Origin of the sequence: Desulfosporosinus sp. FKA (assembly GCF_002196785.1) — a bacterium.
Lineage (GTDB): Bacteria > Bacillota > Desulfitobacteriia > Desulfitobacteriales > Desulfitobacteriaceae > Desulfosporosinus > Desulfosporosinus acididurans.
Genome location: NZ_NAHZ01000030.1, coordinates 139,668 through 162,493, shown reverse-complemented (window position 1 = coordinate 162,493; position 22,826 = coordinate 139,668). Strand labels below are relative to the sequence as shown.

20 protein-coding genes are annotated in these 22,826 nt (G+C 43.3%); 8 read left to right on the top strand and 12 right to left on the bottom strand.

Going from position 1 to position 22,826, the window contains the following annotated elements; translation table 11 throughout:
• The first annotated feature begins 350 nt into the window (after window positions 1-350).
• Complete coding sequence (locus tag B5771_RS14640; RefSeq protein WP_088188191.1) at window positions 351-1,628, top strand: trypsin-like peptidase domain-containing protein; 1,278 nt, start codon at window positions 351-353, stop codon at window positions 1,626-1,628.
• 324 nt (window positions 1,629-1,952) lie between these two features.
• On the opposite strand, the gene B5771_RS14635 is transcribed toward B5771_RS14640, so the two are convergent.
• On the bottom strand, window positions 1,953-2,576 hold the full coding sequence (locus B5771_RS14635; protein WP_088188190.1) for a hypothetical protein: 624 nt from the start codon (window positions 2,574-2,576) through the stop codon (window positions 1,953-1,955).
• Window positions 2,577-2,732: 156 nt separating this feature from the next.
• Between B5771_RS14635 and B5771_RS14630 the strand changes: the two genes are divergently transcribed.
• The gene (locus B5771_RS14630; RefSeq protein ID WP_047810438.1) at window positions 2,733-3,485 is read left to right on the top strand and encodes an ATP-binding cassette domain-containing protein; all 753 of its coding nucleotides are present in this window, start codon (window positions 2,733-2,735) and stop codon (window positions 3,483-3,485) included.
• A complete protein-coding gene (locus B5771_RS14625; protein WP_088188189.1) occupies window positions 3,466-4,386 on the top strand; it encodes a SufD family Fe-S cluster assembly protein in 921 nt (306 codons plus the stop codon). The genes B5771_RS14630 and B5771_RS14625 overlap by 20 nt, the downstream gene beginning before the upstream one ends.
• Window positions 4,387-4,487: 101 nt before the next feature.
• Here the strand turns inward: B5771_RS14625 and larA are convergent, their stop codons facing one another.
• The 3 genes from larA to B5771_RS14610 all read right to left on the bottom strand — a co-directional run bounded on the left by larA (window position 4,488) and on the right by B5771_RS14610 (window position 8,570).
• Window positions 4,488-5,774, bottom strand: a complete 1,287-nt coding sequence (larA, locus tag B5771_RS14620) for a nickel-dependent lactate racemase (protein WP_088188188.1) — start codon at window positions 5,772-5,774, stop codon at window positions 4,488-4,490.
• 95 nt (window positions 5,775-5,869) lie between these two features.
• Entirely contained in the window at window positions 5,870-7,177 is a 1,308-nt protein-coding gene (locus tag B5771_RS14615; RefSeq protein ID WP_088188187.1) for a (Fe-S)-binding protein, read from the bottom strand.
• 4 nt (window positions 7,178-7,181) lie between these two features.
• Window positions 7,182-8,570, bottom strand: coding sequence for an FAD-linked oxidase C-terminal domain-containing protein (locus B5771_RS14610; protein WP_088188186.1), 1,389 nt, complete (start codon window positions 8,568-8,570; stop codon window positions 7,182-7,184).
• Between the two features lie 400 nt (window positions 8,571-8,970).
• On the opposite strand from B5771_RS14610, the gene cax reads away from it, so the two are divergent.
• Window positions 8,971-10,005 (top strand): calcium/proton exchanger, encoded by a 1,035-nt coding sequence (gene cax / locus B5771_RS14605; RefSeq protein ID WP_088188185.1) that lies wholly within the window; start codon window positions 8,971-8,973, stop codon window positions 10,003-10,005.
• Window positions 10,006-10,101: 96 nt separating this feature from the next.
• On the top strand, window positions 10,102-10,509 hold the full coding sequence (locus B5771_RS14600) for a DUF202 domain-containing protein (RefSeq protein ID WP_088188184.1): 408 nt from the start codon (window positions 10,102-10,104) through the stop codon (window positions 10,507-10,509).
• An 843-nt stretch (window positions 10,510-11,352) separates the two neighbouring features.
• Here the strand turns inward: B5771_RS14600 and B5771_RS14595 are convergent.
• From B5771_RS14595 to B5771_RS14585, 3 genes are all read right to left on the bottom strand, one after another.
• Window positions 11,353-11,580, bottom strand: coding sequence for a glutaredoxin family protein (locus B5771_RS14595; RefSeq protein ID WP_088188183.1), 228 nt, complete (start codon window positions 11,578-11,580; stop codon window positions 11,353-11,355).
• A 196-nt stretch (window positions 11,581-11,776) separates the two neighbouring features.
• The gene (locus B5771_RS14590) at window positions 11,777-12,442 is read right to left on the bottom strand and encodes a response regulator transcription factor (RefSeq protein WP_088188182.1); all 666 of its coding nucleotides are present in this window, start codon (window positions 12,440-12,442) and stop codon (window positions 11,777-11,779) included.
• A 24-nt stretch (window positions 12,443-12,466) separates the two neighbouring features.
• The gene (locus tag B5771_RS14585) at window positions 12,467-13,627 is read right to left on the bottom strand and encodes a sensor histidine kinase (RefSeq protein WP_088188181.1); all 1,161 of its coding nucleotides are present in this window, start codon (window positions 13,625-13,627) and stop codon (window positions 12,467-12,469) included.
• A gap of 289 nt (window positions 13,628-13,916) precedes the next feature.
• Between B5771_RS14585 and B5771_RS14580 the strand changes: the two genes are divergently transcribed.
• Both B5771_RS14580 and B5771_RS14575 read left to right on the top strand, forming a co-directional pair.
• Window positions 13,917-14,420 (top strand): CcdC protein domain-containing protein, encoded by a 504-nt coding sequence (locus tag B5771_RS14580; RefSeq protein WP_088188180.1) that lies wholly within the window; start codon window positions 13,917-13,919, stop codon window positions 14,418-14,420.
• Window positions 14,421-14,837: 417 nt separating this feature from the next.
• On the top strand, window positions 14,838-15,833 hold the full coding sequence (locus B5771_RS14575) for a D-glycerate dehydrogenase (protein ID WP_088188179.1): 996 nt from the start codon (window positions 14,838-14,840) through the stop codon (window positions 15,831-15,833).
• A gap of 221 nt (window positions 15,834-16,054) precedes the next feature.
• Here the strand turns inward: B5771_RS14575 and B5771_RS14570 are convergent, their stop codons facing one another.
• A complete protein-coding gene (locus tag B5771_RS14570) occupies window positions 16,055-17,407 on the bottom strand; it encodes an MFS transporter (RefSeq protein WP_088188178.1) in 1,353 nt (450 codons plus the stop codon).
• A 364-nt stretch (window positions 17,408-17,771) separates the two neighbouring features.
• Between B5771_RS14570 and B5771_RS14565 the strand changes: the two genes are divergently transcribed.
• Window positions 17,772-18,314 (top strand): transcription repressor NadR, encoded by a 543-nt coding sequence (locus B5771_RS14565; protein WP_088188177.1) that lies wholly within the window; start codon window positions 17,772-17,774, stop codon window positions 18,312-18,314.
• A gap of 354 nt (window positions 18,315-18,668) precedes the next feature.
• Here the strand turns inward: B5771_RS14565 and hprK are convergent, their stop codons facing one another.
• Genes hprK through B5771_RS14545 form a run of 4 tightly spaced genes read right to left on the bottom strand, consistent with a single transcriptional unit; the run spans window position 18,669 to window position 22,817 of the window.
• Window positions 18,669-19,535 carry an HPr(Ser) kinase/phosphatase gene (gene hprK, locus B5771_RS14560; RefSeq protein WP_088188176.1) on the bottom strand — a complete coding sequence of 289 codons (867 nt, stop codon included), beginning with the start codon at window positions 19,533-19,535 and terminating at the stop codon, window positions 18,669-18,671.
• Window positions 19,536-19,581: 46 nt separating this feature from the next.
• Window positions 19,582-21,276, bottom strand: coding sequence for a phosphoenolpyruvate--protein phosphotransferase (ptsP, locus tag B5771_RS14555; protein WP_088188175.1), 1,695 nt, complete (start codon window positions 21,274-21,276; stop codon window positions 19,582-19,584).
• 9 nt (window positions 21,277-21,285) lie between these two features.
• Window positions 21,286-21,558: an HPr family phosphocarrier protein gene (locus B5771_RS14550; protein WP_282433345.1), complete on the bottom strand. Its 273-nt coding sequence runs from the start codon at window positions 21,556-21,558 to the stop codon at window positions 21,286-21,288.
• The gene (locus B5771_RS14545; RefSeq protein WP_088188173.1) at window positions 21,558-22,817 is read right to left on the bottom strand and encodes a zinc-binding dehydrogenase; all 1,260 of its coding nucleotides are present in this window, start codon (window positions 22,815-22,817) and stop codon (window positions 21,558-21,560) included. The genes B5771_RS14550 and B5771_RS14545 overlap by 1 nt, the downstream gene beginning before the upstream one ends.
• Between the last annotated feature and the right edge of the window lie 9 nt (window positions 22,818-22,826).

Genomic DNA, 22,826 nt, shown 5'->3' with positions numbered 1-22,826 from the left:
AAGGATCCTCGCCTTAAGCCTAATCTTGTTAAAAACGGATGTCTATGGGAGAGCTGACTTCTAATAATTTATTCTTTTAATCATTAGCACAACATTAAACAACAGGCCAAAACTATCTCGTTTTAGCCTGTTGTTGATTTTACGTCATGTTAAGACGCCTCTTCACACATTCTCAACTTAAACTCCAAAAAAACTTCACATTTTATCCCTTTTTGCTACACAACTTTGAGTTATCCTTGAGAAGTACTCAGATGAGTCATTGTTTAATTTAATTTCAACAAATTAGAGGACTATCACCCTAGGACGCTCTCAGCCGATATAAATTTAATAATAATAGGAGGAATTCAACTATGGACGAAGAAATTCGCTTAACCAAAACAGATGGAGTCGAACAGGCACAACTTGAAAAACAGTCTAACGAAAGCACTATCCTCAATCAAAATATAAACTCATCTCAAGATTTCAATTCACAATTTGCCCCGCCTCCAATCAAGAAAAAACCAACTAGACGATTTGCTGCCACAGCAGGACTTTGTGTTATGAGTGCCGTCATTGGTGCTCTTTCAGCCGTAGCAGTCGTTCCGGAAATTTACCCTACGAATGCTCTATCAACTACTGCTGCCGCCAAAACAACCAGCTCTATAGCTCAGGTTTCTACTACCGCTGCTTCTCCTTCCAGTCAAACTAATTTTCCCGTTACTGAAATCGCCAAAGAGGTAGGTCCAGCTGTAGTCGGAGTTTCAAATTTTCAATCCAGTCAAAGTGTCTTCGGCAGCAGTTCAAATCTCCAAGAAACCGGCAGCGGTTCGGGATTCATTATCGATGCCCAAAAAGGATATATCGTTACAAATAATCACGTTATTGATGGCGCACAGAAAATCACAGTCAGCTTAAGCGATGGCCGCAATCTTGTGGCAAAAGTTATCGGCGCTGACCCGCGCACAGACCTGGCTGTTTTACAAATCCCCGACACTAAGAACTTAACTGCAGTTAAGCTCGGGGATTCAAGCAAACTTCAAGTCGGAGAACCCGTAGTTGCCATCGGCAATCCCGGTGGTGCTGAATTTGCCCGTTCTGTGACTGCAGGTGTTGTCTCAGCAACTGATCGTACTCTCGACATTCAAGGAGAATCAAGCTTCAATCTTATTCAAACGGATGCAGCAATTAATCCCGGTAACAGCGGCGGACCGCTTGTCGATTACCAAGGAAACGTTATAGGCATTAATTCCGCCAAATACGCACAATCCGGCTTTGAGGGAATGGGCTTCTCAATCCCTATTTCAGATGCTCTGCCGACAATAGAGCAATTAATTAAAACTGGTGTAGCGACACATCCCGCTCTTCTAGTAACAACAAACGACCAATATCTTTCTTACGCCCAAGACAACAATCTCCCTCTTGGAGCCTATATTGCCAGTGTAACCCCCAATGGCCCTGCTGATAAAGCTGGCATCGTTAAAGGTGATGTCATTACAAAAATCAACAATGCTCAAGTTCAAAGCTCTTCTGACCTTGTTCACGATCTCTATCAATACTCCGTCGGAAGCAAAATATCAATAACTTTCGTCCGCGATGGAAAAACAAAAACTGTTCAGGCAACTCTTGGTGAAATTTCTTCCAATCAATAATGGACTCGTTTAGCTTAAGTTGCACGATGATAAAATCAATGAGTATACTCCGTGATAAGTCCTGGCAAGGAGCCGTGTTTCACGAACTTTTTATTCGAGAAACAACGGCTCCTTGACTTTTTGGCCTAAAACTTACCCGCCCCAGTGATAAAATGTTAGACTCTCTTCTTTGGAATAGTGGCTGTCCATTAGGGCCCACACTAAGTGCAGGAGGATTGATCTGAATATAGGGCAGATTTGGGCACTTGAAAATATTGACATTAGTATACAATGGAGTTAATGTATAAAGGTCTTCCATTTGAGGATCAGTTAAGCGAATACAGCCTAAGGATACCTCCTTATCAGTTGATTTACGAGGAACTGTTTTGTTATTGTTCCTTTAACCTGTATAGTTATTGGAATTATCTCTGCTTTGGGAATGACCCTCGGCTTTTTCTCGATAACTTCATAGGGTAACATATAAGTATAGCGCTGATTCTCCAAATAAGTTGTCGAAGACCGATGGTAAATTAAAAAAGCTATTAATATTAAGAAGGCAATAATCACAGCCAAGAAAACATAAATTAGGGTTCTATTGTTTAAAATTAGTTTCTTCTTCACTAACGTTAGCCTTTTATCTGTCAAACGGGTTTCTTCCTGTATTCTTAAAATCTCTGTCCGGGCTTGAAAATATCCCTTCCCCAAAGATCGCTGCATTAAATCTGATGCCTCTTTTATCCCCTTCCGGTAGGCGGCTAGATAGCCTTCATTTCTAGTCCATAGGAATCTTCCAAGATTCTTTTTAGCAATTCCCTCAATTTCCAGGGCTACATGATACATAGCCTCCGCATCTTCCGGTTTCCTCTTTAACAGCTTTCGCCATAATAATGGATCACTCTTGGCCAAAAAGTAACCATGAGAAATTGGTATGAGGTTGTCCTTTATTTTAAACCGAGAGATACTTTCCAAAAAATTCTCCCCCTCTTATTCCCAAGTTACATAAACTTATTCAGGGGCTTGTACAATAAGAACATAGTTTATTTTGAAAATAATTAGGTTATCCCCCTACAATATAATGTCGGATTATGTTATTGTTGAATCTAGATGAACGAAGGAGGAATAGCAATGCTTGAAATCCAGAATGTTTCTCTGGGCCTCAATGAGGAAAAAGGGGTCGAAATCCTCAAAGAGATTAATTTGAAGTTTTTGGAAAAAAAGATATATGTTATTACAGGACCCAATGGTGGGGGAAAATCATCTCTAGCTAAACTAATCATGGGAGTTTATAATCCCACGGCAGGGAAAATTCTACTCGATGGACAAGATATTACAAACTTAAGTATTACGGAAAGAGCCCGTTTGGGAATAGGATATGCCTTTCAAAATCCGCCTCGCTTTAAAGGAATAAAAGTAAAAGAACTCCTCAAAATGGCCGCATCTCATAACCCTGAAACAGTAAACATCTGTGATCTGCTCTATGACGTGGGGTTATGTGCACAAGATTATCTCAACCGAGATGTGGACAGCAGCCTTTCCGGCGGTGAAATGAAGCGAATCGAAATAGCTACTGTACTTGCTCGAAATCTCAAGCTGGCAGTGTTTGATGAACCGGAAGCCGGCATTGATTTATGGAGTTTTCAAAAATTAGCAGAAACTTTCAAAAATATCCATTTAAAATACGATACTACCATTGTCATTATTTCTCATCAAGAACGTATCATGGAGTTGGCTGATGAAATTATTTTGATGTCAAATGGAATGATTAGCGACCAATCAGAACGAGACACAATTTTGGCCAGAATTCTTAATAATGATGCTTGTCTATGCGGTTCAAACTGCGCGAAAGGAGTTAATCAAAATGCTCAATGCGCTGGATAAGACTATGCTGGAAAAAGTTGCAGACCTTCATGAAATACCTCAAGGAGCTTTTAATATCCGCAAGAATGGAGTCGGGGTTCAACGAAATACGACTGACAATATCGATATTGTCACAAAGGCTGATAAATCGGGCATAGATGTGATTGTTAAACCTTATACTAAAGGAGAAAGTGTTCACATTCCCGTAATCGTAACAGAGGAAGCCATCAATGACGTTGTCTATAATACCTTTGAAATTGGAGAATATTCCGATGTCTTAGTCGTTGCCGGCTGTGGGATTCATAATTCCGGATGTCATAAATCACAGCACGACGGGATCCATAACTTTTATGTTCGCCGGGGCGCAAAACTTAAATATGTTGAAAAGCACTACGGCCAAGGGGAAGGAACAGGTGAACGAGTTCTTAATCCCAAAACCATTATTGAGGCCGAAGAAGGTGCCGTCGTCGAACTTGAAATGATTCAGATCAAAGGAATTGACCATACCAAAAGAGACACTGAGATTAGACTTATGGATAAGGCTAAACTTGTGGTTACTGAACGTCTCCTGACATACAAAGATCAGGATGCGGAATCAAACATAACTGTTGAATTAATCGGAGCAGATTCTTCAGCCCAAATCATTTCCCGTTCTGTTGCCCAAGATAACTCTAAACAAGAGTTCTTTTTTGACCTGGTTGGACGTAATAAAGGCCGAGGGCACATTCAATGCGACGCCATTATTATGCATAATGCTCAAGTTCTCTCCACGCCAAAAATATCTGCCCGCCACAGTGAAGCACAGCTGATTCACGAAGCAGCTATTGGGCGTATCGAATCAGAACAATTAATCAAGTTAATGTCGCTGGGATTCTCCGAATCCGAGGCTGAAGATACTATCCTCAATGGTTTTTTGAAATAGCGAACCCATTTCCATTTAACTAAGCCAGTAACATATAAAAAAGCCGTCACACACTTCCTTTAAAATCAAGAAGTGGTGACGGCTTTTAATTAACTGGGAATCTACTCTCGCAAAATAGGAAAAGTATTCCCGCCATGGGGCATTACATAAACTGATTTCGGCTGTTTCCCCAAAAGTTCCGCGGCCCTTTGCCATGCTGTCTCCAAAGAAGATGCTGGAAGCATCTTCATCCTTCTGACTACTACTTCCGGTAAGGAACTGATCAGAATTACAGGAGTCTTGCGGCAGATACTCGCAGTTCTTAAGCTGACAAACCCCGGCATTAAGAAATCTTGCTGAAGCTTTGAACTCATCTCTTCCACGTTGCCATGCTTGAAAAATTCCTCGAAGGGTTGGGAACCGATCCCATCAGAACATTCGCTGACTAAGACAATAACCCCGCCTTCTTTTACTGCATAAGAAGCATTGTCTAACGCCTTGATCGCCTGGTAAAGCTGAATATCTTTAGGATATCCCCCACAGGAGACAAAGACTAAATCTGCCTTTTGTTCAATTTCAATGCCGAAAATTTCTTCAACCACTCGACAGCCGGCAAGATGGGCTTCATAAAGATCACCAGCCGCCAGAAAGACGAAGTCTTTTTTTTCATTAACAACAACATTTAAGATAAAATTAACGCCAACTTTGCGGGCAATTTCCAACATATCCTCGGAAACAGGGTTGCCCTCCATTTTTCCCGTCATAATGTTGGGATGAAGTCCAGTAGGTCCAGGCTCTGTCAGGGCCAAGGAATGGTTTTTTTGAATCATTTCATACCCGCATACTCCGGGAGCAATGGATTTACGTCCGCCGCCGAACCCCGCCAATAAATGGTAGGCTATGCCACCGGTTAAAATCACTTTATCAGCTTCCCAGACCCTTCGGTTTACCTTAATCGGAGTTCCTCTTGACGATAATCCCAAGTCTACCAGATCCGAGGCATGACATTCATGATCATAGATCGGAACACGGGCTAGAGCTTGAACCCCGCAAATTGCTCTATGTTCTTCAGCGGTTTGCAATCGATGATCCCCAGTGGCTGTGACAATGGAGATATCCTGATCCGGAATACCCGCTTCATTCAGGACATCCAACAAGATTGGCAAAAGAATATCAATTCTTATCCAAAGCCTGGTAATGTCACTTACGACGATCACCACTTTATCCCCGGAATTAACGACTTCTTTGAGAGGAGGCGTACCTAATGGGTGATCCAAAACATGACGAAGGCTCTCTTCGACGTTTGTGATAGGTGTACTTTTCTTGGCCTCAATCTGCTGAATTCTAACCTCAGAAGGAACCTCAAAGTTCAGAATTTCTTTACCATAGGCTAACTTTATAGAACTCAACTAACATTCCCCCTCGAAACTCTTTATGGGTTAAATCTTTATCCAGTTTTTAAGGCCCCCACTTCTTGTAAGGTGAGGTGGGTCTTCTATTGGGTTCAGCTTTTGCTGAACGAGTTCACTCCTTTTTGGATTCCTTCTTTTGCATCATAGGCCATCTCTAAGAGCTGAGCAGTGTGCATTACTCCCATTCCAACCTCTTGCCGGTGAAGTCCGTCCAAAATATGCATACGACAGGCAGAACATCCTGTAACAACTACCTCGGCGCCGGTTTGCAGGATATCCTCGACTTTACGATTATTGATCTTCGTAGAAAGCTGATAATGAGTCAAACTAAAGGAACCCCCGCTGCCGCAGCAGGTATCTGGGTTCTTCATTTCCAAAAATTCTACTCCGGGAATTTGCTTAATAATTTCTCGGGGTTGTTCTTTTACTTTCAGCCCCCGTACAAGATGACAAGGATCATGATAAGTAACTTTAAGAGGTAATTCACCGATGTTCTCCTTAAAGTCTCCCAGAGAAACGACCAGTTCTGTGAAATCTTTAACCATCTTCCCCAAGAGTTTAGCCTTTTCGGCATATCTCGGTTCATCCTGCAGCAACTCAGCATATTCCTCTTTCAAAGCCAAGCCGCAGGTCCCGCAAGCAACCACAACACTATCCGCCTTTTCCTTCAAAAGAACGTCAATATTAGCCCGGGCCATTTCCCGAGCCGTTTCGTAATCTCCGTTCATCCGTACCGGAGTTCCGCAGCAATTTTGGAGTTTCGGAATGACAACGTCTATGCCCAAGCGGTTTAGAACATTAATGACTGCTCTCCCAGTATCCGTGTATATATAATTGATCATGCAACCGGTAAAAAACACCACTCGCAAACGTGGATTTAAAACTTTAACAACTTGCGGATACATTGTCTTCAAAGGTTTGGGAGCCAGAGGGGAAAGCAATCGTCTTTGATCAATCCCCAACGGCATTCTGGGCAGCATTCCTTGTCCTCCCGGACCAGGACGGAAAACAAGTTTCTGCAAAATCCGACCTGTACTCATTCCTGTGTCAAAGACCCAACGATTTTTTAAAATGAGACGAAAGATTAACTTTTTCAGCGGTGAGAGCCCTTTCTGATCCACAATTTCCTTGCGGGCTGCTTCCACGAGCTTGTCAACCTTGACACCGCTTGGACAGTTGGCTACGCAGGCCTTACACATTAAACACAAGGACATTTTGGAAATAAATCCTTCAGTTAAGGATAGATCTTTGGTGATAACTCCTCGTATAAGCTTTACTCGGCCCCTGGCGACGGTCGATTCAGCCTGAAGTTCTCGAAAAACAGGACAAACATTTTGACAGGAACCGCATCGTATACAGCGGATAACTTCTTTTTCCCAAGACTCAAATGAACGTTCCATTTCCTCACGCTCCAAACATAACGCCGGGATTTAAAATGTTATTGGGGTCCAGAGCATGTTTAATCTTCCGCTGGATTTCCAGACCTATCTTCCCTGTCTGCAGGGTAATAAACTTAGACTTCGCTCGTCCGATGCCATGTTCTCCGCTTAAAGAGCCACCGAGTTCAACTGTTAAAACAAAAATCTCATCAATAGCCTTTTCTACTCGTGCAGCTTCCTCTCTGTCCATTTCATCAGTAAGAATGGTGGCATGCAGATTACCGTCTCCCGCATGACCAAGTATGGCAATAATAATATTATACTTCGCGGCAATTTCTTGGATTCGCCGTACTGCGACGGGAATTTGGCTGCGGGGAACCGTTGCATCTTCACCGATAATAGTCGGTTTCACCCGCGAAACTGAGGCAAAAGCTGAGCGCCGGGCAAGCCATAAGTCTTCCGCTTCTTCCTTTGTCGTAGCGACCCGAATTTGAACGGCACCAAGACGACGACAAATCTCTTCGACCCTGCCAATCTGTTTAGACAGTATCTCAGAATCTCCATCTACTTCAATTAGAAGGACAGCCCCAGCCTCTACAGGAAGCCCCACCTTAGCATACTCTTCAATATTTTTGATATAAATATTATCCAGTAATTCCAAGGAACAGGGAACCAACCCACCGGCAATGATTTCTGATACCGTCTCAGAAGCTTGTTCCATCTCAGAGAAAACGGCCATCATGGTACTCTTAGCCTCCGGCAGAGGAATGAGTTTAACAATAATTTTGGTAATCACACAAAGCGTACCTTCGGAGCCGGTAAAAAGTTTAGTCATATCATAGCCTGTGACATTTTTTATCGTTCTTCCGCCGGTCGTCATGATCTCACCCGTTGGCAGAACGACTTCCAGGCCTAAAATATAATCCCTTGTTACGCCGTATTTGACACCTCGGGGACCGCCGGCACACTCCGCCACGTTACCTCCCATGGTTGAAACAGCCAAACTTGCCGGATCAGGGGGATAAAAGAGGCCAAGTTGTTCCACTTCTCTTTGAAATTGTCCGGTGATCACTCCCGGTTCTACCACAGCAATGAGATTCTTCTTGTCAATCTCCAGGATTTTATTCATTCTTTTCAGGACAAGGACAATACAGTCTCCTATAGAAACACTCCCTCCGCTGACATTGGTTCCAGCTCCTCGAGGAACAACAGGAATTTTTTCACGATTAGCCAGCGTAAGGATCATCGAAATTTCTTCAACAGTGCCCGGATACACTGCAACACCTGCTAAATCTTTAAGATCTGCCTTAAGAAATGATGCGTCATAAGTATAACAATATAAGTCTTCTAACGTTGTGTAGAGATTTTCCTCTCCAACTATTTTAGTCAGTTCTTGAATGATTTCTGGTTTCAATTGTCTTGCCTCCTCTGTTAGGCTCTGGCTCTTCGACGATATTCATGGTTAATTTCGCCGCATCCATAAATATTTCGCCACACAGACCGAATATCCTCTAAAACACTTTATTTTTTAATAATCTGTTATATAGTATTTTCTTGGTATTGCACGCCGGATTACCCTCCTTCATAATGTATTTGATAGGAAGTTTTGTATAAGTTAACTCGTTCAGCTAAAGCTGAACATCGAGACTTCGGCGACGAAAGTGTCCTGTGGACACTTTTGCTGAAAGCGCCTAACCCAAAACAAATGCTATCGCGCTGAAGGTTGGACTCTAGCCCCACTCCCACTTAAAGAAGTGGGAATCTTACGATTGGATAAACTGCGGCTATTTATGACGTTTGAGGAGGATAATCGTGTGAAGTTCCTAAATTTATTTCTTTTAGCTATCCCTGTCAGTATCTTTTTTCATCTTGCAAATAGCTCACCCATCCTGGCGTTTCTGACAGCGTGTTTGAGCATTATCCCCCTTTCTGGCTACATGGGAAAAGCCACGGAAGAGATCGCCATTTATGTAGGTCCCAATATCGGAGGCTTATTGAATGCCACGTTTGGAAATGCCGCCGAACTGATTATCACACTCTTTGCTTTAAAGTCCGGCCTTGTCGAAGTGGTTAAGGCCTCCATAACCGGATCGATCATCGGTAATCTGCTCCTTGTTCTGGGTCTCAGTATGCTGCTCGGGGGATTTAAATTTAAAACTCAAAAATTTAACAGAGCTGCTGCTGGCATGCACACCTCTATGCTGCTTTTAGCTGTTACCGGGCTGATTATTCCCGCAGTCTTTCTCAACAACCATTCAAATCCTGCCGCTGAACCTTTAAGTCTAGGTGTAGCCGCGGTTCTAATCCTGATCTACTTATTGAGTTTACTCTTTTCTCTTCATACCCATAAAGATGTTTTTCGTCCCAGCCAAGAGCATTCATGTACTCCTCAGTGGACAAGGCTTAAAGCATTACTTATTCTCCTCGCCGCTACAATCTTTGTCGTCATCGAAAGTGAGTTTCTGGTATCAGGAATTGAACCCGTCGTTAACACTCTAGGTATTAGCGAGCTTTTTATAGGTGTTATTATTATTCCCATCATCGGCAATGCGGCAGAGCACACCACAAGTGTTATGATGGCTTTAAAAAACAAAATGGAAATCAGCCTGGAAATTGCTATCGGTTCCAGCACTCAAATAGCTCTGTTTGTCGCTCCCTTGCTTGTCTTTATCGGCTATTTGATCGGACGGCCAATTGATCTTCTCTTTACAAGTTATGAGCTTGTTGTCATTATTTTGGGCACAGTAATTACGGCCATTATTAGCATGGATGGCCGCTCAAACTGGCTGGAAGGCGCACAACTGTTAGCCTCTTACGTTATTATGGCTATAGCCTTTCTTTTTGTATGATCCTTAGAATCTGAAATTGCCCCACTTCTTCAAGTGGGAGTAATTCTCATACTTGCTTTAACCCAATACGCAAAACACTACAAAGGAGAAAAAATAATGTTAACAAAAGAAAGTTCCTCTCAGAAGCCCAATGCTAATCGCCGTCTGCACCTCGCTAATGAACGAACGTTCTTAGCCTGGATCAGAACGAGCATTGCAATGATGGGCTTTGGTTTCGTTGTCGAGCGCTTTGCCTTGTTTCTTAAACAAATGTCCTATGTCCTTGGCAAATCAAATCTCGATCTTACCTTACCCCCTTCTCATGGATACTCGACAATGATCGGCATCTTTCTGGTTGCTCTTGGCTCCCTTATGAGTGTTTTAGCCTATCTGAAATACCGAAACGTTGATTTACAAATCGCTACCGATACTTACCAACCTTCATCCTTTCTTAACATCTTACTCAGCGTCTCTGTTTTAGCAGTTGGCATGTTCCTGATCTTCTATTTGCTGCAAAGCATTTAAAGACATTATCCAAACTTGTTACACAACTGCGAAATTGTAACAAATTGCTATATTCTTGAACACTTCTGATAGTGAACTCTTGCAGCTAAAGCTGAACATCGAGGCTTCGGTGACGAAAGTGTCCTGTGGACACTTTCACCGAAAGCGCCTAGCCCATAACAAATGCTATCGCGCTGAAGGATGGACTCTCCCCCACCGAAGCAAAGTATAAGAAATACTCCCACTTGTAGAAGAGGAAGTATTTCGATTGGATAAAACAAAAGTGCTGAAAAAAACAACAAAGGTTTATTTCAGCACCTAATTTTTAATAAAGTTGTTAATTTAAGAGAATTAATAATATAAGAGCACGCAATGGTCTTATCTAGCACCAACATAGATCGTTTATCACCTAACAATAATCTTGCGACTAAGGCTAAGCAAGTTCCCACCTAAATTGATGGTTCGTTCGACTAAACAAGGTATCTACTGAGCCAGACATAACCTTACGGCTATATCTGACCTGCGCGTTCTTATACAGGCATATATCATTTGATATATGGTTGTACAAGTATCAATACCTTGCAAAATCTTAGCTCGACATTTCCTGATAAGTTGGAACCCTTAAACAATCCTTGAACTGCTCAAAAGCTTTTCCCTACCAAGAAAAATCTTCCCGCCGACTATAAAACAAACACCTCTCGGCACCTGCATATAATCTTTGGCCAACTTATATACACCTGTTAAAGCATATATAAATCTTGGCTCGACCATTACGTACCCTTATGATTGTATTATTACCTGATTACGTTTATTTATTCTGGAAATATATTCCTCAGCCAAGCTGCATCCTTCTAAATAATACCTTCACTGAAGCAAAGACAAAATCTTATTCTTATTAAAGCCAACCACCGTATCATTACCGACAATGAATGCAGGAACTCCACTGATATTTTTGCGTTGCAGCTCGTTCAACGCCTCCTCATCGGTACTGATATTTCGTTCTTGAAACGAAATATTATGCTGCGAAAGAAACTCCTTCGCCATAGAGCAATAAGGTCAAGTATCGCTGGTATACATCGTTACATTTTTCATCCGAGTCCCTCCTTATTTTACTTAGATTAACTATAAGTATTGCATTAAGGATACATTTTTATCCATTGTTCTTCTTGTCTCTATTAATGTTTTAAACTCTTTATGGTTCATCAGGTCAGACCGCCACATCTCAGAGTGAACTTGTTCAGCTAAAGCTAAACATCAGGGCTCTGGTGGGGTCTTAGATGAGGATAAATCACTTGACCAAACCGCCGCGTAAAGCCTTAACAACAAGTTGAGTTCGATCCTCAGCGCCAAACTTTTGCAACAGACGATGAATATGGGTTTTCACAGTTCCTTCTGTTATGAAGAGAGTTTCGGCAATTTGATCATTCTTTAAGCCAAAGGCCATCTGCTGTAAGACCTCTTTTTCCCGTTCAGTAAGGGGTTCCAGAAGCTCAATTTGATTCTGGCTCGCCTTAACTTCTGGAGATAAAGCCCTGACAAGAGCACCTGCGGCCAAACCTGTGCGGTATACAGCTTCTCCTCGGTAAGCAGCCCTAATGGTTTCCAGCATCACGTCCGTATCTGCGTCTTTAAGAAGATAACCAACTGCACCTGACCTAATTCCCTCATAAACATAATCCTGAACTTCAAATGTAGTAAGGATAACCACTTTAACCTCCGGCATATCTTTAAGAATCTCCCTTGTTGCTTTAATGCCGGAAAGTCCAGGCATTTGTACGTCCATCAAAACTACATCTGGCTTAGTTTCTAACGTTCGGCGCACCGCATCATCACCATTAGCAGCTTCACCCACAAGCTGCATATCCTTCTGCATTTTAATGATATAGCCTAAACCCTGTCTAATCATGGTCTGGTCATCAGCTAAGAGCACTCTAATCACACATTGAGCTGTCATTCTTGCGCACTACTCTCCTTCTTACTATAAATCCTGGGGAGGAATGGGTATATGAGTGATTATATTTAATCCCGACGGTTGAACTGGGTTAAACATAATACTCCCGCCAACTTCCTGTACTCGTTCCCGCATGCTTTTTATACCATAGCCTTGCCAAGCACACCGATTCACACTGAAATTGCCATTATCCTTAATGGTCATACTGCAATCCCTTCCTGAAACGGAAACATCCACTTCCACTCTGGTCGCTTGAGAATGGCGAAGAATATTCGTCATGGCTTCCTGAAGAACTTTGAACAACACGGCTCCTGCCTCAGAGGGCAAATCTTCGGCCTGAGAGTTTGCCCTGAAAGTACATTCCAGCTTCGAGGTGGCGTTCGTTTTAGAAACAAGGGCTTGCAGAGGGGCAATACCTAGAGCCGACCTATCAGCCGCCAAAGAATGTACGGATACTCGAATATCTTGCAGACCCTGGCGAGCCACTGTCAACATTTCTTCCACCGATTGCTTCGCCTGATCCGGATCGTCTTCAATCATAAACCGCAGGGCTTGCAGCTGAACGATCAATGATGTCAGGCTGTGCCCTATGGCATCATGAATTTCTCGAGCAATCCTTGTCCGTTCGTCTAAGACAGCATGCTGCATGGTTGTAACCGCTGCCTGCTGAAGTTCTTTGTGAGCTTTTTCAAGTTCCTTAAGATGAAGCTGACTAAGTTTGTTGGCTTCCTGTCTGGTTACTCTGGCTCGAATTGAAACGGAAATACCAATAAAAAAAAGCAGAATTGACAACGATTGAGAATAATTATGGTGCCCAAATAACGTTAATAAAGAAAATATTTCTAACAGAATAATAAATAAGTAATAGAAATATGCTCTGTCCTTTAAACAGTACGATGCAGGAAATGTCAAGATAATCATCATATAAATACTAATCAAATTGTTTTGTAGTAACAAAGACATTACAACTAAGATGCTAACAGCAATAGTAGCCATTAAGATCCTTTTAAGGTTCCACCATTCGTGAGGCGGCAGCCAAAACCCTGTGTAAACTAAAAAAGTCAAACACCGAATTGCCACCAACAAGTAACTACCTTTAAACAATCCTGCATTAAGCATAAAAAAAAGCAGGATGAAGGTAATGGGCAGAGAGCGCCGCCAATCAAACCTAATCTTCTCATAAAACATCGTACTTCACCTTTATCCAATCGTAAGACTCCACTTCTACAAGGGGGAGTGGTTCCCATACCCAGCTTCGGTCAAACTAATACTATCATAAACTAACATTGATGGCTTCTATCGAAAGATAGATATGCTTTTTAAAATGGTCTTTTGACAGCCTCTATCTATAGGTAGAGGTTCTATTATGTCGATTTCATTCTTCAGATAGATTTATCATTTGCTCAAATAGCTTAAAATCAATAGAGTTTCAAGTGCAAAGATCTTAAACTAAAATCCATTTAGGAGGCAGGAAATAATGAATGCTATTGTACCCTTTATCGTAGCCGGAGTCATAGTAATAAGGATCATTTGGTCTTTAGCAAGACGCACCCAAAAACCTATTGGAAATAACGGATTAGCAATCTTTTATCCATTAATTCTCTACCTTGCTCTCATAACGTTTACGGCAAGTAAACTATTTGTCAATCAGATTGGTGTTTTGGTTTTACCTCCAGTAACATTAATTTCAGTATTTAGTACGATTATTCTCGGAGGAATATTAGCTATTCCAGTCTTATGGACTACTGATTATGAATTCAGACAAAATCAAATCTATATTAAGAAAAACAAGTTCTTCCTGTTCGTCTTTTTGGGAGTTATCATTTTACGTCTTGCCTTGAAGAATATTTTATATAATTTGATGCCTGCCATGAGTTTATTGTTTCTAACCTTAGTATTGGCTACCGTTTATATGATGATCTGGCGAATAGGCTGTTATGTAAAGTTTCGAAGGTTGGTAAAAAATGCAGGAATGAACTAGAAAATCGCACGCAAAAAAGCCCTGATTACAAGCTTGTAATCAGGGCTTTTCCGACTAAAAAAGCAATTCAGTATGCGAAAAATAGCTCACTTTGATCTTAGCTCTGATTAGTCTAACATGGATGAGCGATTACTAAATAGAGACTTAAAGTGCAAAGCAAAATTCAACATAATTGCCGCTTGACTGTATACAGTTTGCAGAGCATGATTTAATAAGGTAGTTCCACTCAGTGCATGAAGAAGCGGAAAAGCTCGTTAATTACAAATCACTATTCAAATTCGATGATTATCTGTAGGTTCTAAGGTTCAGGAACATAAACTTCGAACTCAAGCAAATAATACCTTATATTAAATTTATAGTTGAAAACTATCACTCTTAACTATTAGTCCATAAAACTTACATAATCGGAGGTCAGATATGACTAAATGGAATGTTTACGTAACAAACGAAATACCCCAACCGGCGCTGGACATGCTGGCAGAACATTGCGATCTTGAAGTAAATCGCGAAGGGAAACCTCTCTCCAAGTCAACACTTTTGCAAAAAATTCAAGAACGGGATGCTGTTTTATGTTTACTAACTGATCAGATCGACGCAGAAGTGCTCAGGTCAGCAAACCGGGCTAAAATCTTCGCCAATTATGCCGTTGGCTATAACAACATCGATATTCCTGCCGCAACAGCACAGGGAATTATGATCTCCAACACTCCCGGAGTGTTGACCGACACTACAGCTGAGATGGCTTGGGCGCTATTATTTTCCGTTGCTCGGAGAGTTGTCGAATCAGATAACTATACTCGAATGGGAAAATATGAAGGTTGGGGGCCGATGCTGTTTTTAGGACAAGACGTCTTCAACAAAACCGTAGGCATTATAGGGCCCGGAAGGATCGGTCTGTCATTTGCAAAACGAGCGAAAGCCTTTGATATGAAAGTCCTTTACACCGGAAAAAAGGCAAACCCACAGTTTGAACATGAAACCGGCGGGCAGTATGTAAGCTTGGAAAAGCTTCTCCGGGATTCAGATTATGTATCTATCCATACTCCCCTTCTTCCTGAAACATTTCATCTTATCGGTGAGAAGGAATTCAAGCAAATGAAAAAAACAGCCATCTTAATTAACACGTCTCGTGGTCCGGTGGTTGATGAATTAGCCCTCGTCAAAGCTTTAGGGACCGGGGAAATCTGGGGGGCAGGTCTCGATGTATATGAATGGGAACCAAAACTGGCGGAAGGGTTAAGCAAACTCGACAATGTTACTCTTTGCCCTCATATCGCAAGCGCTACGATAGAGACCCGCACTAAAATGGGCACTATTGCTGCAGCCAACATTATAGCGGCAATGAAAGGAGAACTGCCGCCAAATTGTCTGAACCCTGAAGTACACAAGTCCTCAACCCGGCAAAATATTTGAGTCCAGTGGTCATTATTGCCGAGCCGCCTTTCCCAATAGGAATACTTAGCGGCGAAGGAGGACTCTAGCCCACCTGAAGTTAACGAAGGACCCACCCCCACTTATAGAAGTAGGGGGCTTAAAAACCGGATAAATACTAATGCCCTGAGGAAGTGACTTTTCATTAGATCACAGTCCTCTGGGCATCAGTTTATTCACTGGCTACGGCTATATCTCCACTTCTATTGCTCGGAGGCCAGCTTTTCCAAAGACTGTCCTTTTGTCTCTTCGCCTAAAATAACGACATCCAAAACGACGACGATCAAGACAAGGGTAAAAAGGCCAAACACTGATCCCGTTCCGAGATGAAATTTCCCAATCATATCCCCAACGACGAGTGGTGCTAAAATGCCACCAATCCGGCCAAAGCCTGCTGCCCAGCCTGATCCGGTAGCTCTGGCATGGGTTGGATAAAGTTCGGGAGTATAAGTGTAGATAATTCCCCAAGCTCCCAGATTAAAGAAGGACATCAGGGATCCCGAAATTAGAATTGCCGCGGCAGTGACTCCTTGTCCAAAAAAGTAAGCGGTAATTGCCGTTCCCGCAACATAGAGGGCGAGAGTCGTTTTGCGTCCAATTTTGTCCACAAAATAAGCGGCGCTAAAATACCCGGGAATCTGAGCGAGAGTCATAATCATTACATAGCTAAAACTCTTAGTCAGGGAAAAGCCTTTAAGGGCTAACAGAGAAGGAAGCCAAGTAAAAATCCCGTAGTAAGAAAAGACGATCCCAAACCATAAAAGCCAAAGAAAAATTGTCCGCCGTAAGAATGCCGGGGAGAACAATTCTTTAAATTTCGCTTGATTAGACTGAGTTACTGATTCCGCCAGCTCCTTAGTTTCCGTTTCAGATAAGCGCTTCTTACTTGATGAAACGTTACATTCCTCTTCAATTTTAACTACGATGGCTTCAGCTTCCTGCATTCGCCCTTTGCTTAAAAGATAGCGCGGCGACTCCGGAATTGATCTCCAGAGAAATAGGACATATAAAGCCGGGAGAAAACCGATAAAGAAGGCGATCGGCCAGCCAAACTTTGGAATGATAAGGTAAGAAATTATGGAAGCCAACAGCCAGCCAAAGGCCCAGAAGCTTTCCAGTAAAACCAGAAATTTACCTCGATGTTTAACCGGTGAAAATTCACTGACTAAGGTAACCGCAACGGGCAGCTGTCCGCCAAGTCCAAAACCAACAATAAACCGGAAAACCAGCAGAGACGTCAGATTCCAAGAAAGTCCACATAATCCTGTCGCTATGCTGTAAGCCACTAAGGTAAAGGCAAAGACCTTCTTGCGTCCGATCCTGTCCGCAATAGTCCCTGAAATTACTGCTCCTAACGCCATGCCAAGGAGTCCGATGCTCCCAATGTTTCCGATTTGTTCCGGACTCAAATGCCACTCTTTCATCAAAACCGGAAGAATGAAAGACACAATTCCAGTGTCCATCGAATCGAACATCCAGCCTAAACCCGCTGTAATAAGTAAAACATAATGAAATCTCGAAATCGGCAACTGCTCTAAACGTTCACTGATCTTCATATTACTTCCTCTTTCTCTTTAATACTATGGAACTTCTAATGTAGTAAACTCGTTCACCTAAAGCTGAACATCGGGGCTTCGTTGACGAAAGTGTCCCATGGACACTTTCGCCGAAAGCGCCTAGCCCATAACAAATGCTATCATGCTGAAGGATGGACTCTACCCCTACCGATGCAGAGAACGGGAACCACTCCACTTATAGAAGTGAGAGTCTCACGATTTGATGAACCTTCATCTAGCAAGAACTTGATTAATTTGATTCATTGCTTACTTTGTTTTATCACAATATCTTTACAGGTGTCAAGACACCATTTGACAATTTCTCAACTCCCGTATTAAAATCAACTATAAAGTAGGTGATGGAATGAGCCAAAAAGAAGGTTTATCGGGGCGAGAACGCCGGAATCACTTGTTAAAACTTTTAAAAGACACCAAGGAACCTATCAAAGCTGCCTCTTTAGCCAAACTCACAGGAGTCAGCCGCCAGGTTATTGTTCAAGATATAGCCCTTCTGCGGGCTTCAGAGGAACCGGTGATTGCTACACCACAGGGGTATATCTATTCCTCAGATCTGCGCACAAAAGGCCTGCAAGAAATTATCTATAGTCGTCATTCGCCTTTAGATACGGAGAAGGAATTGAATATCTTAGTCGACCACGGCGTTAGTGTACTCGATGTCGGAGTGGAGCATTCTGTATATGGGAATATTTTTCGTCCGCTCCAATTAAAGAGCCGCCTGGACGTGAAAAAATTTATGGCCCAAATGTCAGAAAACCATGCGCACTTACTGTCGTCTTTAACCGGCGGCCTGCATCTTCATACCATTGAAGCACCCACAGAGGAAGTTTTGCAGCAGGTTTGTGAGGTCCTAACCCAAGAAGGGTTTTTGGTTGATATAAAAGATTAAATAACCTTAAGCCATACAGAACAGAGAAAACTAGGCTGGCGCCCGCAAACCACTATCCTGCACTTCTTACACCCTGCGCAGCCACCTGACTAGTGACGAAAGCGCCTAGTCCATAACAAATGCAATCGCGCAGAAGGATGGACTTTACCCCCACCAAAGCAAGATGCGGGAACTACTCCCACTTGTAGAAGTGGGAGTCTTACGATTGGATAACTATATGTTCTAATTGCACAAAAAGACTGTTATGGCCACCAGCCATAACAGTCTTTTTAAATTCACCTATTTTGTTGCTGAGTACGCTCACAATTATTAGAATATCACTTCCATAAAAGCTCGCATTAAACGCGAAATTCCTTACGTCCGTTTGCTTCGCAGGCGATTTTGCATGACAGCGACCTCAATAATCGATGCAAGCTGACGGCCGGGCCGAACCGGGATTGTCACTTTAGGGATGGGAATACCAAGAATGGTCAACGTTTGAGGAGGATCAAGACCTAAGCGGTCATAATACTTTCCTTCCTTCCATTCTTCCAGCTCGACAAGAAGATGAATTTCCTTTTCGTCCCGGACTGCCCCTGCACCAAACAACTTTGTGACATCCAAAATGCCGAGACCTCTTACCTCAAGAAGATGCTTAATAGATTGAGGTGCCCTGCCATGCAAATTCTCCTCATCAACCCGCTGCACCTCAACAGCATCATCCGCCACCAATAAGTGTCCGCCGCGAATCAATTCCAGAGCGGTTTCACTTTTTCCGATCCCGCTATCCCCCGTAATGAGTACTCCTATTCCAAAAACATCAACCAAGACACCGTGAACCAGGGTGGATGGCGCCAGACGATTGGCAAGGAAACGAATGAGCAAATAGTAGAGCTGTGTCGTAGAGCGATCAGATGCCAATAGGGGTATACCTCTAGCTTCAGCTAAGCGAACAAATTCCTGAGGAATCGGCAATCCCCTAGTGATGATAAGGCAAGGGACTTCCTGAACCATAACCTTCGCCAAATTCTCATAGCGTAAGTCTGAGGAAAGCTGCTCAAAAAGGCCTAATTCTGTACGTCCAAAAATTTGAATTCTCTGGGGAGTCAAATAGGTTAGATAGCCAACCAATTCGGCGCTGGGACGCTTAAGACTGTAATCGGTAATTTCCTTATCCATACCCCTTTGCCCGGCTATAACTCTAAAATCAAATTCCTCTACTAATTGATCAACAGTTACCAGTCTAAGTCTCCTCCTGAGTTCAAAATAACCTTTTATACCTCAACGATCACGTTGTCTTCGATGATTGAAGCACTTTAATTACCTCCGAGGTCCTGGCACAAGCAAGCACAGATTTAACTAATGTTTCTTGTTCTTCCGCCGACATCTCCATTTTCCCCAAAGCAGTTCGAACTTTAGCTAACGAACCCGGTGCCATACTTAATTCTTCGATACCAACAGCTTTGAAAAAGGGAGCCAAAAGCGGATCTCCTCCGGCCTCGCCGCAGATTCCTGTCCAGATCCCCTTCTGAAGGGCTGCTTGACTGACTCGGGCGATCATCCCTAAAACTGCTGGATGATAAGGCTGATTAAGCTCAGCAAGTTCAGGATTTTCCCGGTCAGCAGCCAACATATACTGAGTTAAGTCGTTGGTCCCGATGGAGAAAAAGTCAACTAGGGGAGCGAACTTATCTGCCAACCAGGCTGCAGAGGGAATTTCAATCATCATCCCAACCTGAAGGCTTCCGATCTCATAACCGGCCTGTAATACTTCCTCGCGGGCGGTCCAAAGGCTTTCCTTAGCCTCTTCAAGTTCCCCCAACGTGGCAATCATGGGAAACATAACTGCCGTCGGCCCTGCAATAGATGCCCGCCAAATAGCCCGCAGCTGCTGCCGAAAAAGTTCAGGGCGCCGCAGTGTGAGCCGCAGGGCACGGACACCGAGAAAAGGATTCTTCTCTTGCGGAAGATTTAAGGCTGGGGCTTTCTTGTCTCCCCCGATATCTAAGGTCCTGATGACGGTCAAGTGAGGTGAACAGCCATCAATGACTTGACGGTACGCTTCCAACTGATCTTCTTCACTGGGGAGTTCTTCTCCCATAAATAAAAACTCCGTTCGATATAAGCCAATCCCTTGAGCCTTAAATTTCCGGACAAGAGACAAATCACCCGGGCTGCCGATGTTCGCCGCTAAAGTCATCCCTTGGAGTGAGGAATTCTCACCGGAAATCATCTCTTCTCCCGCACCGGTATTGGCGAAGATAACCTGATTTTCCGCTGCTGGCTGAACCCAGCCTTCCTCACCGTCCAGTTCAAGCCATTTCTGAGCTGTTAAATCTCCCCATCCATCGTTTACGCCGACAAGAGCCGGAATGCCATAGGTGCGCGCTAAAATAGCAGCATGAGACGTTTTCCCTCCCTGGCGGACGATAAAGCCAAGAACTCTATCTTTCGGTAAGGCAATAGTTTGCGCAGGTGTCAGCTCATCGGCCAAAACGATATAATTCCCGGCTTGTGGAAAGCGATCAGAAGCATCATCTTGAACATTTTGAAGGTTCTTCAGTAATTGCCCCAATACATCCTGGACATCCACCGCACGCTCTTGAAAATAGGGGTCCTCCAAACTCTGCAGCATTTGCACAGCTTCTCCTGCTACCTCCCGAAGAACCTGTTCAGCGTTTAGTTGTCCCTTTTCTAAGCGCTGATAAGCTTCTCCAATAAATGAAGGATCACTGAGTAAAAGCTTGTGGGCAACAAAGATCTGAGCCACTTCCTCACCTTGTTCAGCTCTTACCTTCTCTTCCAGCCCGGTTAAATTCTGCTCAGTACGAATGACAGCTTGTTGCAAACGTACCCTTTCCTCCTCAACAGAACCTTGAGAAGTTTCTCCTGCCGTCTCTGCTTGGAATCCTTTCAAGACCCAAGTTGGTCCGGCGGCATGTCCCGCCGAAACCCCAAGCCCATGCCAAATCTTGTTTTCCATAAGATTTACCTACCTATCTTGGCTTTCAAGATCAATCATTAATTTCTCCAAAGCAACAACGGCTTCTATTTCATCCTCGCCCTCAACTAAGAGTTCAAAAACGCTGCCCGTTGACAAACCTAAAGAAAGGATGCCTAAAATACTCTTACCATCGACAACGGAATTGCCGTGTTTAATTTTAATGTTACTGTGAAAACGGCCGGCAGTTTGCACCCACAGAGATGCCGGACGCGCATGAAGCCCAGATTTGTTGTTGATCGTCAATTCACGAGTTAGCATCATTAAGCCCTCCATTTCTCAAGAAGATAGCGTTCTGCTTCAGCACACCATAGCCCTTTATTGTTGGCAACGATATCTGCCAGACAGGCGAAATGCGTATTATTGGCACCCAGCTTGGCAAAATCCTCAATGGCCGTTAATTCCATATTAATATGCGTATAAATCAGCTTTTTCCCTCCGGGAATATGGGGTAAGTTTAAAACGGTTTCAGCCACGGCGTCCAACCCGCCAATATGAGTAACCATAACCGCAGGATTAATTTTCTTCTCTTCCGTCAGTTTCAGCGATTCCAGGAGATCCTCCGTATTCCCTCCGGTAGTACCCATAATATGAGTCGAACCATAGTGAACATTATACAAGTTCAAATGTGCTCCGAACTTCGGATCAGTCGGACCGGCAAAAAAGTTAAGACAACCGTCACGTCCCAAAATCTGATCGCCCTGTTCAACGACAGGTTTGATCGGCGTAAAGACGAAAACATCATCGAAACCTGTGTCACCTGTCAAAGCTCGCAGCTTAGATGGAACGTCCTCAACATCCTTTGTATTGACAAATACCAACTCCACACCGCATTTTTCAGCTTCCTGTTCCGTAAAAATGGTGCGGGCCCGGGAAAGCTTCTCTTCATCGACATCCGTAACGACTAACAGGGAAGGACGGCGGTCAGCATGGAGAGCATAGTCGATGGCCCCCAGCCCCATCGGTCCTGCGGCAGCCAATAAAGCCATTTTACCGCCCTCAACAATCCCCATGCGATGTTCGTAACTGCCCATACTCGTATGATAGCTGGCATGAAAAGCTCCGATAATGCAGGACATGGGTTCTGCTAAAGAAGCTTCGTAGTAAGCTTCCCCTTGATAGTTCAGAAAACAGCCGATTTCCATGACTTCACGCGGAATTACATTATACGTGGCGTCTCCGCCAAAATAGCGATAAGAATAGCCGGGAGACCACATGGTCCCCTTGTAGTTCAAAGCTGGCTGCAAGGCAAACTTATTTCCTTCCTTAAACTGGCCCTTTAATTTTTCTCCGACTTTGACGATATTGCCTGCGAACTCATGGCCTACGATAATTGGATGAACATCGACATCTTGAGGCACCCGTTTATGGTTCTTACCCAAAATTGCCGCTTTATAGGTTGACATGCAAACACTGTCGGAAATAACTTCCACTAAGATTTCTTCATCGGTTATCTCCGGCAGTTCAAACTCTTCTAAACGGAGATCATTTTCATTATATAAGCGTACTGCTCTAGTTTTCATTAATTACCC

Excerpts from the sequence above, each read along its gene's own strand:
- B5771_RS14585 (WP_088188181.1), bottom strand. The coding sequence starts at position 13,627 with ATGTTTTATGAGAAGATTAGGTTTGATTGGCGGCGCTCTCTGCCCATT.
- B5771_RS14570 (WP_088188178.1), bottom strand. The coding sequence starts at position 17,407 with ATGAAGATCAGTGAACGTTTAGAGCAGTTGCCGATTTCGAGATTTCAT.
- B5771_RS14575 (WP_088188179.1), top strand. The coding sequence starts at position 14,838 with ATGACTAAATGGAATGTTTACGTAACAAACGAAATACCCCAACCGGCG.
- B5771_RS14545 (WP_088188173.1), bottom strand. The coding sequence starts at position 22,817 with ATGAAAACTAGAGCAGTACGCTTATATAATGAAAATGATCTCCGTTTA.
- ptsP (WP_088188175.1), bottom strand. The coding sequence starts at position 21,276 with ATGGAAAACAAGATTTGGCATGGGCTTGGGGTTTCGGCGGGACATGCC.
- B5771_RS14550 (WP_282433345.1), bottom strand. The coding sequence starts at position 21,558 with ATGATGCTAACTCGTGAATTGACGATCAACAACAAATCTGGGCTTCAT.
- B5771_RS14590 (WP_088188182.1), bottom strand. The coding sequence starts at position 12,442 with ATGACAGCTCAATGTGTGATTAGAGTGCTCTTAGCTGATGACCAGACC.
- B5771_RS14625 (WP_088188189.1), top strand. The coding sequence starts at position 3,466 with ATGCTCAATGCGCTGGATAAGACTATGCTGGAAAAAGTTGCAGACCTT.
- B5771_RS14565 (WP_088188177.1), top strand. The coding sequence starts at position 17,772 with ATGAGCCAAAAAGAAGGTTTATCGGGGCGAGAACGCCGGAATCACTTG.
- B5771_RS14630 (WP_047810438.1), top strand. The coding sequence starts at position 2,733 with ATGCTTGAAATCCAGAATGTTTCTCTGGGCCTCAATGAGGAAAAAGGG.
- B5771_RS14615 (WP_088188187.1), bottom strand. The coding sequence starts at position 7,177 with ATGGAACGTTCATTTGAGTCTTGGGAAAAAGAAGTTATCCGCTGTATA.
- B5771_RS14600 (WP_088188184.1), top strand. The coding sequence starts at position 10,102 with ATGTTAACAAAAGAAAGTTCCTCTCAGAAGCCCAATGCTAATCGCCGT.
- B5771_RS14580 (WP_088188180.1), top strand. The coding sequence starts at position 13,917 with ATGAATGCTATTGTACCCTTTATCGTAGCCGGAGTCATAGTAATAAGG.
- B5771_RS14640 (WP_088188191.1), top strand. The coding sequence starts at position 351 with ATGGACGAAGAAATTCGCTTAACCAAAACAGATGGAGTCGAACAGGCA.